The organism is Burkholderia sp. APQ4-4ca, from assembly GCF_057837105.1.
Genome location: NZ_JBYQCG010000111.1, coordinates 42,442 through 56,389, shown reverse-complemented (window position 1 = coordinate 56,389; position 13,948 = coordinate 42,442). Strand labels below are relative to the sequence as shown.

Below are 13,948 nucleotides of genomic sequence, written 5' to 3'. Positions count from 1 at the left end.
GGATGCGCGTCAGGCCCGCGCGAGCGAGCGGCGCTTCATTTCGAGCTGCGTGATCAGCCGTTGCAGCGTGTTCTCCGCGCTGCCCGGCAGCGACATGTAGCGAAAGCCGAGCTGGTAGCGGCGCGACCCGTTCGGCATCTGCGTCGAACGCTGCGACACCAGCTGCAGGTCGAGCGACAGCTTGCCGTGGCCGGTCAGCTCGAGCTCGACGTCCGGCAGCAGCGTGCCGACCTCGAGCGCCTCGACGCGCTCATCCGCCGTGCGCAGCCCCACGCCGCCGAGCGACAGGTTGTGCACCTCGAACAGGAAGCTTTCGCCGTCCGGCAGCTTGCCGCGGCACAGGAACGGATCGACGATCGGCGCGTCGACGCGGAAATATTCGCGGCGCTGGATGCACACCAGCACGTCGGGGAAATCGGCGACGAACGCGGGCAGCCCCTCGTAGCGCGTCTCGCGCGGCGTGCCCGTGGTGAATTCGACGCGCACGCCCTCCGGCGCGGCCGCGAACGTGCAGTGCGACGCGCCGAGGATGCCGGCGTTCTGCTCGGACAGCGCGCCCCAGTCGAACGTGAACGTCCGCGCGCCGACGTCGACCTCGAGCAGACGCGTGACGAGCTGGCCGCCCGGGTACTGGACCGTCAGGAAATCGCCGCGGTTCACCAGGTTGCGCAACTGCACGCCGATTTCCAGCGGATTGCGGCGGGCATAGTCGGGCCCGGAGTGGCCTGCATCCAGGCTGGGGTCCGTCGACGTTTCGATATTCATGGCTAGCCGGTCTTTCTTGTCATGGGCGCCCGGGGCAACCGGTGCGCAATAAAACCGGGCCAGAACGGGGGCCCGGTCGCAGGTCTCTCACACTTAGCGGCAGTGCTGACCGAAAGTTTAGATCGAAACGGCGATTTATTTCTCGCAAACGTTGAAACCGCGCGCGGCAAGGTGCCGGGCGCGGTCCGAGGGGGGCCAACCGGTGGCGGGCGCGGCCGTCAGCCGATCTGCTGCATGATCGAGATCAGCTTTTTCGCGTAATTCGGGTCGGTGGCGTAGCCGGCCTTCTGCATCCCGTGCGCGAAGCCTTCGACGCTGCGGCTCGCGCTCAGCACGCCCGCGTAGCGCGGGTTGTTCTTCAGCAGGTTCGCGTAATCGGTCATCGCGTGCTCGTACGAGTCGTACGCACGGAACTTCGCGACCACGCGGCGCGGCGTGCCGTTCACGTATTCGGTGGTCAGCGCCGACACGGTGCGGCCGGTCCAGCCCTTGTTCGCCTTGATGCCGAACACGTTGTAGCTGGTCGAGCCGTCCGTCGCGCGGATCTCGCGCTTGCCCCAGCCCGATTCGAGCGCGGCCTGGCCGACGATGAAACGCGCCGGGATGCCGGTCGTCGCACTGGCCGCCTGCGCGGGGCCCGCGAGCCGGTCGACGAACGCGTCCGCGCCCTGCACGCCGCGCGCGCCCTTGAGCGGCGGCGTCAGCGCGCTGTCGGCCGAGTAGCCGCGCGCGCCGGCAAGGCCGCCGTTGTTCGCCGCGTTCGCATAGGCCTTCGCCATCGCGTTCATCGCGGCGAGGCTGCCTTCGTTGCCGGCCGTGCCGAGGCCGCCGGCGCCCATGCCGCCCGCGCCGACGTCGGCCGCCGTGTCGCTGCCCGCGCCGGCGCCCGCATTGCGCAGCAACTGCTTCATCAGCGCATCGGCGACGCCGATTCCGTGCTTCGACATCTGCTGCGCGAGCTGCTGGTCGAGCATCGACGTGTACATCTTCGACGTATGCGAATCGAACAGCCCGCCGTCGGGCGACGCGTCGCGCATGCTCTTGAGCATCATCTGCGTGAACATCGCGTCGAACTGGCCGGCGACCGCCTTCGCGCCGGCCTGCGGCGATTGCTTCGCCTGCGCGCGCAGCGCGTCGAAACCCTGCACGTCGAGCGCGAAGCGCTGCGTGAGGTCGTTTGCGTTGGGGAGCGTGGCTGCCATTTAGATCACCTCCAGGTCGGCGCGCAGCGCGCCGGCCGCCTTCATCGCCTGCAGGATCGACATCAGGTCCGCGGGCGTCGCGCCGAGCGTGTTCAGCGCCTTCACGACGTCGGCGAGATTCGCGCCGGCCGTCACCATCTTCAGCGCGCCGTTGTCCTGCTTCAGCTGGATCTGCGACTGCTGCGCGACCACCGTCTGCCCGTTCGAGAACGGCCCCGGCTGCGACACCACCGGCTGCGTGTTGACGACCACCGACAGGTTGCCGTGCGCGACCGCGCAGCTTTGCAGCGTGACCATCTGGTTCATCACGATCGAGCCGGTGCGCGCGTTCAGGATCACCTTCGCCGCGGCCTTGTCCGGGCTCACGTCGAGGTTCTCCAGGCGCGCCATGAACGCGACCTGCTGCGCGGAATCGGCCGGCGCGGCGAGCTGGATCGTGCGGCCGTCGAGCGCCGTCGCGGTGCCCGGGCCGAAGCTCGCGTTGACCGCGGACACGATCCGCTGCGCGGTGCCGTAGTCCATGTCGTTCAGTTGCAGCTGCAGGACGCCGTTCATCTGCGCGACCGCGTTCGGCACCGAACGCTCGACGATCGCGCCGCCGACGATCCGGCCGGCCGCGAGCTGGTTCACCTGCACGCGGCTGCCGTTCGCGCTGGCGCCCGCGCCGCCCACCGCCATGTTGCCCTGCGCGAGCGCGTACACCTGGCCGTCCGCGCCCTTCAGCGGCGTGAGCAGCAGCGTGCCGCCGCGCAGGCTCTTCGCGTTGCCGAGCGACGACACGGTCACGTCGAGCGCCTCGCCCGGCCGCGCGAACGGCGGCAGCGTGGCCGTCACCATCACGGCCGCGACGTTCTTCAACTGCATGTTGTTCAGCGACGACGGGCCGCCGTTGGCCGAACCGTTGTTGATCGAGATGCCGAGGTTCGCGAGCATGTTCGCGAGCGTCTGCGTCGTAAACGGCGTCTGCATCGTCTGGTCGCCGGTGCCGTCGAGGCCGACGACGAGGCCATAGCCGATCAGCGGGTTGTCGCGCACGCCCTGGATCTGCGCGAGATCCTTCAGGCGTTCCGCGTGCGCGGGCGCGGCGCCGAGCGCGCACGCGGCCAGCACGCAGGCGAGTGCACGAAACGACAGGCGGAGGAAAAGAGGCAGCTGCATCGTCATCACCACGGCGCGATGTTGAGGAAGAAGCGCTGCAGCCAGCCCATCGTCTCGGCTTCGTTGATGTAGCCCTTCGACGAGTATTCGATCTTCGCGTCGGCGACCTGCGTCGAGTAGACGGAGTTCGCGCCGGAGATCGTGTTCGGGTTGACGACCCCCGAGAAGCGCACGAATTCGTTGCCCTGGTTGATCAGCATCTGCTTCTCGCCGCTGACCACGAGGTTGCCGTTCGGCAGCACGTTGGTGACGGTCACCGTGATCGTGCCGTTGAACGTGTTCGCCGCGCTCGCGCCGCCGGTGGCCGCGAACTTGTTCGCGCCGGTCGCCGACAGGTTCGCCTTCGCGAACAGCCCGCCGAGGAAGCCAGCCGTCGGCACGTTGAAGTCGGTGTTGCCCTGCCGGTTCGTGTTCGCGCCCGACGACTTGGTCGCGTTGATGTTCTCCGCGATCATGATCGTCAGGATGTCGCCGATGTTGCGCGGGCGCTGATCCTCGAACAGCGGCCGCCCCGCGTAGCCGGGGTTGTAGATCGAGCCGGGCGCCTGCATCGACATCGGCATCGGCGGCTGCGCCGTCATCGGCTGCTGGATGATCGGATCGCGCGGAATCTGCGCGCAACCGGCGAGCGCCGCCACCGCGACCGCGCAGGCGGCGCGGACGGTGGCTGACGAGGGGAGGCGAACCTGCTTCATGGCTGCGACGGGACGTTCCGGTTAGCTCTTCATCTGCGTGACGGTCTGCAGCATCTGGTCGGACGTCGTCACGGCCTTGCTGTTGATCTCGTAGGCACGCTGCGTCTGGATCATGTTGACGAGTTCCTGCACGACGTTCACGTTCGACGCCTCGACGTAGCCCTGGTTGAGCACGCCCGCGCCGTTCAGCCCCGGCTGCGACACGTTCGGCGCACCCGACGACGTCGTTTCCGCGAACAGGTTCTCGCCCTTCGCCTCGAGGCCGGTCGGGTTGATGAAGGTCGCGATCTGCAGCGAGCCGATCTGCACCGCGTTGCTCGAGCCCGGCTGCGTGACCGACACGACGCCGTCCTTGCCGATCGTCAGCGACTGCGCGTTCTGCGGCACGGTGATCGCCGGCAGGACCTGGTAGCCGCTCGACGTGACGAGCTGGCCCTGCGCGTTGGTCTGGAACGAGCCGTCGCGCGTGTACGCGTTGGTGCCGTCCGGCATCAGCACCTGGAAGAAGCCCGCGCCGTTGATCGCGACGTCCTTCGAGTTGCCGGTCTGCGTGAGGCCGCCCTGCGTGTACAGGCGCTCGGTCGCGACCTGCTGCACGCCGGTGCCGAGCTGCAGGCCCGACGGCAGCTCGGTCTGCTGCGTCGAGTTCGCGCCGGGCTGGCGGATGGTCTGGTACAGCAGATCCTCGAACACCGCGCGCGACGCCTTGAAGCCGTTCGTGCTGGTGTTCGCGAGGTTGTTCGAAATCACGTCCATCTGCGCCTGCTGCGCATTCATGCCGGTCGCGGCGATGTAGAGCGAACGATTCACTTGTCAGGTCTCCTGCGTGGGCTGGCGCGGGCGCTCAGCTGAAGTTGAGCAGCTGGTTGGCCGTCTGCTCGTTCTGGTCGGCCGTCTGGATCAGCTTCGACTGCAGCTGAAACGCCCGTGCGTTGTCGATCATCGCGACCATCGCGGTCACCGGGTTCACGTTGCTGCCTTCGATCGAATTCGGCGTGACGACCACGTTCGGGTCGGCGTCGGCCGGATTGCCGTCGGCGGTGCGGAACAGCCCGTCGTTGCCGCGCGTGAGCGTGGCCGGATCCGGATTGACGAGCTTCATCTGATCGACGATCGCGACCGCGGTCGGCGGGTCGCCCGGCATCAGCGCGGACACCGTGCCGTCCTTGCCGATCGTCACCTCCGCGTTCGGCGGCACCGAGATCGGGCCGCCGTTGCCGACCACCGGCAGGTTGCTCGCGTTGACGAGCTGGCCGTTCTCGTCGACGTGCAGATTGCCGGCGCGCGTGTACGCCTCGCCGCCGTCGGCCGTCTGCACCGACAGCCAGCCCGCGCCCTGCACCGCGACGTCGAGCGGATTGCCGGTGCGCGTGATCGGACCCGGCGCGTAATCGGCGCCGGGCGTCGACGCGAGCACGTAGGTGCGCGTCGTCGTCGGGTCGATGTTGCTGCCGTCGCCGAAATTCATCGGCACCGCGCGATACGTCGCGAGCTGCGCGCGAAAACCCGTCGTCGACGCGTTCGCGAGGTTGTTCGCGACGATCGCCTGCTGGTCGAGCGACTGCGACGCGCCCGTCATCGCCGTATAGATCAGTCGGTCCATGGCTGCCGGTTGTCCGCGCTTACAGGTTGATGAGCGTCTGGTCGACGGTCTGCTGCGTCTTGATCGTCTGCGCGTTCGCCTGGTAGTTGCGCTGCGCGGTGATCAGGTTGACGAGCTGCGAGGTCAGGTCGACGTTCGAGTTCTCGAGCGCGCTGCCCTGCAGCGTGCCGTGGTTCGTGCTGCCCGGCGCCGACACCTGCGGCACGCCCGACGCCGCCGATTCGGCGTACTGGTTGCCGCCGAGGTTCACCAGCCCGTTCGGGTTGTTGAAGTTCGCGAGCGCGATCAGGCCGAGCACGGCGGTCTGGCCGTTCGAGTAGTTGCCGGTCAGCTTGCCGTCGGAGCCGATCGAGTAGGTGGTGAGCGTGCCGCTCGCGTAGCCGTCCTGCGCGAGATTGTTCACGCCGTCCTTGCCGCCGTACTGCGTCGTGCCGGTCAGGTCGAGCGTGAGCGCCTGCGGCGTCGCCGAGCCGTCGGTGTTCGGCACGGTGAACTGGAACTGGCCGAGCGACGCGGTCGGCGCGGCCGGCGTGCCCGTCGTCGTGCTCTTGATCGCACCCGACGTATCGAACGTGATCGTGCCCAGATCGGTCGTCGTGCCGCCCTGGACGCCCGCGTACGCTTCCCACGTGCCGGCCGCCGACTTCACGAAGTACATGTTGACCGCCTGCGAGCCGCCGAGCGAGTCGTACACCTGGATCGCCGTCGAGTAGTTGTACGTCGTGTTGTCGGTCGCGTTGAACGGCGTCTTGGCCGGCACCGTGTCCTGCGAGTTCAGGTTGAACTGGCCGGTGATCTTGGTCGTCGCGGTCGGCGCGATGTTGTTGGTCGGCGCCTGCAGCGGCACGGTCTGCGCGGTGTTGATCACGCCGCCCGCGTTGGCCGCGTAGCCCATCAGGTTACGGCCCTGCGCGTCCACGATGAAACCGTTCTTGTCGCGCTGGAACGTGCCGTCGCGCGAGTACGTCGTCACGCCGTTGTTCGACATCTGGAAGAAGCCGTTGCCGTTGATCGCGACGTCGAGCGACGAGTTCGTCGTATTGATCGTGCCCTGCCCGAAGCTCTGCTGCACCGAATTCAGCGCCGTGCCGATGCCGATCTGCGTGTTGACCGTCGTCGCGACCGAGTTCGCGTACATGTCGGCGAACTGCGCGGTGCTCGACTTGAAGCCGACCGTGTTCGCGTTGGCGATGTTGTTGCCGATCACGTCCAGCGCGTTCGATGCGCCGGCGAGGCCGCTCAGACCCTGTTGATAACCCATTTCGTTCTCCGTGACGAGAAAGCTCGATCAGTTGGTGGTGGTGTCGCCGGTCGAGGACGACTTCGTGTTCGGGAAGATCGACGCAACCTGGGTGAGCCCCACCGTCGTGCCGTTCGACAGCACGAGCCCCGCGGTGCCGTCCGCCTGCTTGACCACGCTCTGCACCTGCGCGGCCGCGAGCGTCGCGGCCGCCTGCGGCGTGCCGTTGCTGTCGGTATACGACGCGCTGACCGTGTACTTGCCGTCCGGCAGCGCGTTGCCGGCCGCGTCGGTCGGCGTCCAGTTGAACGGCACGGTGCCGGCCGACTGCGCGCCCGCGTTGATCGTGTTGACGACGGCGCCCGCCGAGTTCTTCACGGTGATCGTCAGGTTCGACACCGAGCTCGCGAGCGACACGCCGAACGGCGACGCCGCGCCGCTCTTCACCGCGACGCCGTTGCCCGGCGCGAGCACGTTCGTGCCGATCAGCAGCGCGGCCTGCGTCTGCTGGCCGGCCGCGAGCTGCGACGACAGCGACGTGAGCGACGTGTTCAGTTGCGCGATGCCGCTCACCGTGTTGATCTGCGCGAGCTGCGACGTCATCTGCGAGCTGTCCACCGGGCTGGTCGGATCCTGGTTCTGCAACTGCGTGACGAGCAGCTTCAGGAACGTCGCCTGCAGGTCGCTCGCCGACGTGCCGTTGGTCGACGACACGTTGTTGGTGTTCATCGTGTCGGTCGGCAGCGTCGACACGTTGGTGCCGTTGCCGCCGATCGTCGTGTTGGAGGAAGTCATCCTGGGTGGCCTTCTGTCGGAACTGTCGGTCCGGGTCTCGGTAGGGAAAGGTCGGGCGGCGCGCGGCTTACGAGCCGATCGTCAGCGTCTTGAGCATCAGCGTCTTCGCGGTGTTCAGCGTCTCGACGTTGGCCTGGTACGAGCGCGACGCCGAGATCATGTTCACCATCTCCTGCACCGGATCGACGTTCGGCATCTGCACGTAGCCGTTCGCGTCGGCGGCCGGGTTCGCCGGGTCGTAGGTCGATTTCATCGGCGACGGGTCGTCCATCACCTTGGTCACGCGCACGCCGCCCACGCCCTGGCCGGACGCGGTGCGCGCGCCGCCGATCGGGTCGGTCGCGAACACGACCTGCTTGGCCTTGTACGGCTTGCCGTCGGGGCCGGTCGCACTGTCGGCGTTCGCGAGGTTCGACGCGGTCACGTTCAGGCGCTGCGATTGCGCGGACAGCGCCGAACCGGCGACGCCGAAGATGTTCATCAACGAAGGCATGGAGGCTCCTTGTGCTGGGTTCCGGATTCGGACGCGGCGCTTACGCGTGCGTTACGAGTTCGTCGTGATCGCGGCGATCATCGCCTTGATCTGCTGGGTCATCACGGTCATCCCGGTTTCGTAGTGCAGCGCGTTGTTCGCGAACTGCACGCGCTCGACGTCGAGATCGACCGTGTTGCCGTCGAGCGAAGGCTGCAGCGGCATCCGGTATTGCGCGCGGCCGTAGTCGTCCGACGGGCCGCCGGTCGGGATCAGCTTCACGGTGCCCGCCATGTGGCCCGGCTCCGTCGACACCATCGACATGCCGCTCGTCACGCCGGCCGGCTGCGCCATCGGCAGTTGGCCGGCGTTGCTGGGCGCGAGCCCGCCGCCCGCCTGCTTCAGCGAGCGCGCGAGCGTCGACGCGAAATCGACGTCGCGGGCCTGGTAGCCGGGCGTATCGGCGTTCGCGATGTTCGACGACAGCAGTTCCTGCCGATAGGCGCGCACGTCGAGCGCCTGTCGGCCGAACGCGAATTCCGCATCGAGTTTGTCCAGCATGTGTGCGTCTCTCCGTATGAAGCGCTGCACGCCCCTCGCACCGGATGGCGACCCGAGAGGCTTTTTTCCATGACAGCGATGGTAGGCGCGGGACGCAACCGGCAATCGGGCGAATAACGCGGCAAAGGCCCCCTCTATTCATCGTTTGCGCGACGCCCCGGCTCCCTAGAATGCGAAGCGGATCAACGGATCGGGGGCATGGCGATGACAGGCGGCGCACTTCGCGACAGCAACGGGCGGCTCACGCAGGTGCGGCGTGCGTTCGCGCTCGCCGCGGCGCTGTGGATCGCCGCGCCCGCCGCGCATGCCGCCGACGGGATGATCGTGATTCCCGGGCGCGGCGAGACGGCCGAAACCGCGCTCGCGCACGCCAATGCGGCGAGCGGTGGGCAGTTCGGCAGGAATGCGGGGATGGCTTCGGCTTCGGGCGGACAGCGCGCGGTCGGCACGGCGAGCGCCGCGACCGGCGACGGCTATGCGGCGCAACCGGCCGGCCAGATGGTCGTGACGAGCGTCCCGCCGCCGGCCGCCGCGCCGCTCCCGACCTACGCAGCCGCCCGCGCGAACGCCGGATACGGCGCGACGCCGCGCGCGGCGGACCCCGCCGCCATCGCGACGGTCATCGCCGGCACGGCCGAGCCTGCATCGGCTTTCGCGCGGCCGGCGCCGCAATCAGCGGCCTCGGCCCGCCTCGCGGCGGCCCGTGCCGCGTCGGTCGCGGCGGCCCCGCGCACGGCGGCCGCTTCCGCCAACCCGACGGCGGCCCCGGCCCAGCCGGCGACGCCGCCCGGCCAGCAAGACCCCGAAACCATCCAGCGCGCGGCGCTCACGTTCCTGCAGCAGCAGATCGCCGGCCTGCCCGGCAAGACCACCGCGACGGTCACGACCGCCTTTCCGCGCGGGCTCGCCGCGTGCACGACGCTCGAACCGTTCCTGCCGACCGGCGCGCGCCTGTGGGGCCGCACGACGGTCGGCGTGCGCTGCGCCGGCGCGCGACCGTGGACCGTCTACCTGCAGGCGAAGGTCGCCGTGCAGGCCACCTATTACGTCGCCGCGCGCCAGATCGCGCCCGGCGAGCCGCTCTCCGCGGCCGACCTGGTCGCGCGCGACGGCGACCTGACGGTGCTGCCGCTCGCGGTGATCACCGATCCCGCGCAGGCCGTCGGCGCGACCGCGCTCGCGCGCATCTCGGCCGGGCTGCCGCTGCGGCAGGACATGCTGAAGAGCGCGGCGTCGGTGTCGGCCGGCCAGACGGTGCGGGTCGTCGCGGCCGGCCCCGGTTTCACGATTTCGGCCGAGGGCAGCGTGCTCGCGAACGCGGCGCCCGGCCAGTCGGTACGCGTGCGGATGGCGGCCGGGCAGATCGTCACGGCGATCGTCAAGGACGCCGGCACCGTCGAAATTCCGCTGTAGGGACGGATCGGCCGCAAAAATGTAAAGAATTGTTTATTCGGAGCATTTCGGGTTCGCGATGCTAAAGTTCGGGCCGACCCGGCCGTTATCTGGGTCAAACCGTACAGGAAACCCATCGTGAAAATCGATTCCACTCCGAAACCGAGCCCCCTCGCGCCGTCCGGCAACGGCGCGGCCCGTGCGCCGTCCGGCACGGCCGAGTCGTCCACGCAGGCAGCCGATGCAGGATCGAGCGGCGGCGACACGACCGTGAACCTGTCGGGTCTGTCCGGCCAGCTGCGTTCGGTATCCGCGTCGGGCGGTGCCGATATCGACACGGGCCTCGTCCAGTCGATCAAGGACGCGTTGAACGACGGCACGCTGACGATCGACGCGAACAAGATTGCCGACGGCGTATTGAACACCGCCCGCGAACTGCTGCAGCAGCAGCGCCCGCAGGGCAGCTAAGCCCCGGCCTCGTGGCCGGGTCACCCGGTTTGCCGGCGCGCGCGACACCGCACGCACCGGCGCGACGAGCATGACGCGATGAGAGAAGAGCTGCTGGCCACGGTCAACGACGAACACGCGACGGTCGAGGCGTTCGCGTCCCTGCTCGTCTACGAGGAAAAGGCGCTGACGACGGCCGAGCCGCTCGAGATGCTGCCCGGCATCGTCGAGAAGAAAAGCGAACTGATCGACCGGCTCGCGCAGCTCGAACGCACGCGCGACACGCAGCTTTCCGCACTCGGCTTCCCGGTCGGCAAGAAAGGCATGGATCAGGCGGCCGAGCGCGATGCGCGCCTCGCCAGCCGCTGGCAACTGCTGCAGCAGGCCGCCGAACGCGCGCGCCAAGCCAATGCGAACAACGGGATGCTGATCCGGATCCGGATGGACTACAACGAGCGCGCGCTCGCGGTGCTGCGCTCGGCGCCCGCGCCGGCCGGCGTGTACGGCCCCGACGGACGCGTATCGGCGCTCACGCGCTGACCGGCTGACGTCGCCGCGCGGCCGCCCGGCGGCCGCGCCCCCGCCCTTCCCTTCGTTACAGCAGCGGACACGCGGTGACTTGCGTGCCGCGTTCCACGCACAGCCGCTCGTAGTCGCGCAGATACGCGCGCTCGGCATCGTCCAGCAGATCCAGATCGATCAGGTCCCAGTCGTAGCCGACCGTCACGATGTTCTCGAACGTCACGGTGTCGGGCTGCGCGTCGTCCGGCCGCACGATCACGATGTTCTCGATCCGCACGCCGCCCTTGCCCGGCAGGTAGATGCCGGGCTCGACCGAAATCACCGCATTCGGCACCAGCCCGTACTGCGCGCCCGGCGCGAACCGCACGCCACCCTCGTGCACGTGAATCCCGACGCCGTGCCCGGTGCCGTGGCCGAAATCGTGGCCATGATCGCGGCACACCTGCCGCACCAGCGCATCGACGTCGCCGCCCGTCGCGCTCGCCGGAAAGCGCGTGACGAGCCCCTTGATGCAGGCCTTCAGCGCGACCGTGTAGATTTCGCGCTGCCACGGCTGCGCGACCGTGTCCGGCTGCGTGCGGCGCAGCACGACGCGCGTGCAGTCCGTCGCGAAGCCGGCTTCGTAGTACGCGCCGCTGTCGAGCAGCACGAGCTCGCCTTCGGTCAGCTCGACGTCGGCGCTCGCCGCCGTGTAATGCGCGAACGCGCTGTTCGCGCCGTTCGCCGCGATCGACGGAAACGACAGCGCGACCGCCGAACGGGCGCCGTATGCATCGTTGATGGTGCGCGCGAGGTCGTACTCGGTGTGGTGCACGCCCGGCTCGCCGGTCTTCGCCCAGCGCATCGTCTCGGCGATCGCCGCGGAGCTGCGCACGAACGCGTCGCGGAACTGATCGAGCACCGCCGGCGTCTTGCTCGCCCGCATCGCCTCGACCGGGTTGAAATCGGCATGCCGCGCGTGCGGCCACACGCGGTTCACCGCGTCGACGAGCGCGCAGTTCACCGATTCGAAGCCGTAGCACACGTGCTCGACCGCGAACTGCGCAAGGAAGCGCTCGAGCGCCGCGACGTCGCGCCGGATCACGTGCAGCGCCGGATACGAATCGAGCGCGACCTCGCAGCGGTCGCACCCTTCCGGCAAAAACAGCGCCATCTGCGCGCCGATCGCGAACAGGAAGCCGAGGTGCGACGACGCATTCGGGATGTGATAGCCGCGGCTGTTCAGCAGATACGCGAGATCGTCCGACGCGCAGGTGAAGAACGCGGTCTTGCCGTCCGCCGCGCCGGTATGCGCGGCGAGTTGCCGGTTCAGCGCGTCGAGGTTCTGCGCGACGCTCAGGCCGGTCATCGTGGCGGAAATCTCGAAGATCGGCCGCTCGACGTTCCAGCCCGGCAGCGCGATCGCGTGGTCGATCTCGCGATCGGCGAGGCTCGCCCAGTCGAGCGTCGCGGCCCGCGTCTGCTCGAACAGCCGGTTGCGCTGCGCGACGCTGATCCGCCGCGCGTCGTAGCCGACCCGCGCGAGCCGGTTCGCGTGCGCGACGAGCCAGTCGGCCATCGCCTGCCAGATCGTCGTGTCGATGCCGAGCTTCTCGACGCGCACGCGCGCCGGATCGCACTGCTCGTCGGCCTGGAAGTGATAGCGGCCGTCGACAAACAGCACGAACGGCGGCACGCCGAGCGCCTGCGCGGTCGCCGCGCTCAGGAAGATCCCGCAGCCGGCCGAACCGTCGAAGCCGGACACCGCGTAGCGCGGGTTGTTGCCGCGCGGCAGGTACTCGGTCACGTAGTCGTCCTGCGACGTGATCACCACCGCGTCGAGTCGCGCGGCATCGAGCAGGCGCGACAGGCCGGCCTGGGTCTCGGCGACGGACGCGTCGTACGGGGGAAGGCCGGAGAAGCTGTATTTCAGTCGATCGATCATCGGATGCCCGTTATTCATTGTTGTCGGCGGCCGGCGGCGTGTCGCGGCATCGCGCCTGCCCGCCCCCCGCACGTCGGTGCGACGCGCGGCCCGGCCGCACCGCCGTTCCAGCGGCCGCCCTCGGGAAATTTTCGTCTCACTTAACTTTGTTTGATGCGCGACAGAATCTAGAGCAGGCCGAAATCGAGGTCAAGCCAAAATTTTCGTAGGACTAAAATCGGCGCGCAGCCTGCGGATCCCGGCACAGCGCCGCTTCGCCCGGCGGTGCCGCGCGGTACAATGCGCCGGCCTCCGCTCCGGCGACCGCATCGCCGCCGCGCCCGCGCCCCGACTCGTTGCCACGAAAGAGATTCATGGATTCAGACCTCATGCGTATCGGCCAGCGCATTCGCCGCCTGCGCCGGGAAGCAAAGAAGACGCTGCTGGAAGTGGCGACCGAAGCGAAACTGTCGGTCGGGTTCCTGTCGCAGGTCGAGCGTCATCTGACGGGCATCTCGCTGTCGTCGCTCGTCAACGTCGCGAAAGCGCTGGGCGTGCCCCTCGGCACGCTGATCGAGCAGCCGCGCCAGCCGCAGCCCGATTCGCACGAGGGCAGCCGCAAGCCGTATGCGCTCGACGCCGCGTCGCAGTGGTACGAGCGGCTGTCCACCACGTTCGACGGCAGCCAGATCAATGCGCTGAAGGTGCAGATGATGAAGGGCTACCGGTCGGAATGGGTCGCGCACGGCGGCGACGAATTCGTGTACGTGCTGGCCGGCCGCGTCTGCTACACGGTCGGCAAGAAGAATTACCCGCTGGCGCCCGGCGACTCGCTGCATTTCGACGCGCGCAAGCGGCATCGCGTGGCCAATGTCGGCGACGGGCCGGCCGAGCTGATCAGCGTCAGCACGCTGCCGCTGTTCGACGACAGTTCGGCGGAATTCGCGGCCGCGACGACGGAAAGCACGCAGTCGACGCCCGGCGAGCCGCGCGTGAGCCGCCGCGCGCCGGCGCCCGGAAGGAATGATCGCGACGGCGCCGCGGCACGGCCGTCCAAGGTCGACGCAGCCCCAAAGAAAGGTGCGGCGAAGCCGCGCGCGGCCGCCGGCAAACGTCCGGCGGCGGCGACTCCGGCGCGCAGGAAGAAACCGTAACGGCCGACGGGCGCCCCTGCCGCGCGCCCGGTTCCGCGC

15 protein-coding genes are annotated in these 13,948 nt (G+C 68.8%); 4 read left to right on the top strand and 11 right to left on the bottom strand.

The window, feature by feature from the left end:
* Window positions 1-9: 9 nt before the first annotated feature.
* The 10 genes from AC3IFE_RS14110 to flgB form a co-directional block, all read right to left on the bottom strand.
* Entirely contained in the window at window positions 10-765 is a 756-nt protein-coding gene (locus tag AC3IFE_RS14110) for a flagellar brake protein (protein WP_069621009.1), read from the bottom strand.
* 218 nt (window positions 766-983) lie between these two features.
* Window positions 984-1,967, bottom strand: a complete 984-nt coding sequence (gene flgJ, locus AC3IFE_RS14105) for a flagellar assembly peptidoglycan hydrolase FlgJ (RefSeq protein ID WP_089468667.1) — start codon at window positions 1,965-1,967, stop codon at window positions 984-986.
* Window positions 1,968-3,125, bottom strand: a complete 1,158-nt coding sequence (locus AC3IFE_RS14100; RefSeq protein ID WP_089468803.1) for a flagellar basal body P-ring protein FlgI — start codon at window positions 3,123-3,125, stop codon at window positions 1,968-1,970.
* A 5-nt stretch (window positions 3,126-3,130) separates the two neighbouring features.
* A complete protein-coding gene (gene flgH, locus AC3IFE_RS14095; protein WP_011546413.1) occupies window positions 3,131-3,820 on the bottom strand; it encodes a flagellar basal body L-ring protein FlgH in 690 nt (229 codons plus the stop codon).
* A 21-nt stretch (window positions 3,821-3,841) separates the two neighbouring features.
* Entirely contained in the window at window positions 3,842-4,630 is a 789-nt protein-coding gene (gene flgG, locus AC3IFE_RS14090; protein ID WP_006477564.1) for a flagellar basal-body rod protein FlgG, read from the bottom strand.
* Between the two features lie 34 nt (window positions 4,631-4,664).
* Complete coding sequence (flgF, locus tag AC3IFE_RS14085; protein ID WP_050014265.1) at window positions 4,665-5,423, bottom strand: flagellar basal-body rod protein FlgF; 759 nt, start codon at window positions 5,421-5,423, stop codon at window positions 4,665-4,667.
* 19 nt (window positions 5,424-5,442) lie between these two features.
* Window positions 5,443-6,684: a flagellar hook protein FlgE gene (gene flgE, locus AC3IFE_RS14080; RefSeq protein ID WP_489190878.1), complete on the bottom strand. Its 1,242-nt coding sequence runs from the start codon at window positions 6,682-6,684 to the stop codon at window positions 5,443-5,445.
* Window positions 6,685-6,711: 27 nt separating this feature from the next.
* Window positions 6,712-7,458 carry a flagellar hook assembly protein FlgD gene (locus AC3IFE_RS14075; RefSeq protein ID WP_089468669.1) on the bottom strand — a complete coding sequence of 249 codons (747 nt, stop codon included), beginning with the start codon at window positions 7,456-7,458 and terminating at the stop codon, window positions 6,712-6,714.
* Between the two features lie 67 nt (window positions 7,459-7,525).
* The gene (gene flgC / locus AC3IFE_RS14070) at window positions 7,526-7,951 is read right to left on the bottom strand and encodes a flagellar basal body rod protein FlgC (RefSeq protein ID WP_034190310.1); all 426 of its coding nucleotides are present in this window, start codon (window positions 7,949-7,951) and stop codon (window positions 7,526-7,528) included.
* 51 nt (window positions 7,952-8,002) lie between these two features.
* Window positions 8,003-8,491, bottom strand: coding sequence for a flagellar basal body rod protein FlgB (gene flgB, locus AC3IFE_RS14065; RefSeq protein WP_089468671.1), 489 nt, complete (start codon window positions 8,489-8,491; stop codon window positions 8,003-8,005).
* A 204-nt stretch (window positions 8,492-8,695) separates the two neighbouring features.
* Here flgB and flgA point away from each other — a divergent pair, with 204 nt between their 5' ends.
* From flgA to AC3IFE_RS14050, 3 genes are all read left to right on the top strand, one after another.
* Window positions 8,696-9,904 carry a flagellar basal body P-ring formation chaperone FlgA gene (gene flgA / locus AC3IFE_RS14060; protein ID WP_489190886.1) on the top strand — a complete coding sequence of 403 codons (1,209 nt, stop codon included), beginning with the start codon at window positions 8,696-8,698 and terminating at the stop codon, window positions 9,902-9,904.
* A gap of 117 nt (window positions 9,905-10,021) precedes the next feature.
* A complete protein-coding gene (gene flgM, locus AC3IFE_RS14055; protein ID WP_301739845.1) occupies window positions 10,022-10,351 on the top strand; it encodes a flagellar biosynthesis anti-sigma factor FlgM in 330 nt (109 codons plus the stop codon).
* A 78-nt stretch (window positions 10,352-10,429) separates the two neighbouring features.
* The gene (locus tag AC3IFE_RS14050; protein ID WP_089468673.1) at window positions 10,430-10,870 is read left to right on the top strand and encodes a flagella synthesis protein FlgN; all 441 of its coding nucleotides are present in this window, start codon (window positions 10,430-10,432) and stop codon (window positions 10,868-10,870) included.
* A 55-nt stretch (window positions 10,871-10,925) separates the two neighbouring features.
* Here AC3IFE_RS14050 and AC3IFE_RS14045 read toward each other — a convergent pair whose 3' ends face one another.
* Window positions 10,926-12,776, bottom strand: a complete 1,851-nt coding sequence (locus tag AC3IFE_RS14045) for a M24 family metallopeptidase (protein ID WP_489190877.1) — start codon at window positions 12,774-12,776, stop codon at window positions 10,926-10,928.
* A gap of 353 nt (window positions 12,777-13,129) precedes the next feature.
* Here AC3IFE_RS14045 and AC3IFE_RS14040 point away from each other — a divergent pair, with 353 nt between their 5' ends.
* A complete protein-coding gene (locus tag AC3IFE_RS14040) occupies window positions 13,130-13,909 on the top strand; it encodes a helix-turn-helix domain-containing protein (RefSeq protein ID WP_089468675.1) in 780 nt (259 codons plus the stop codon).
* Window positions 13,910-13,948 lie beyond the last annotated feature (39 nt).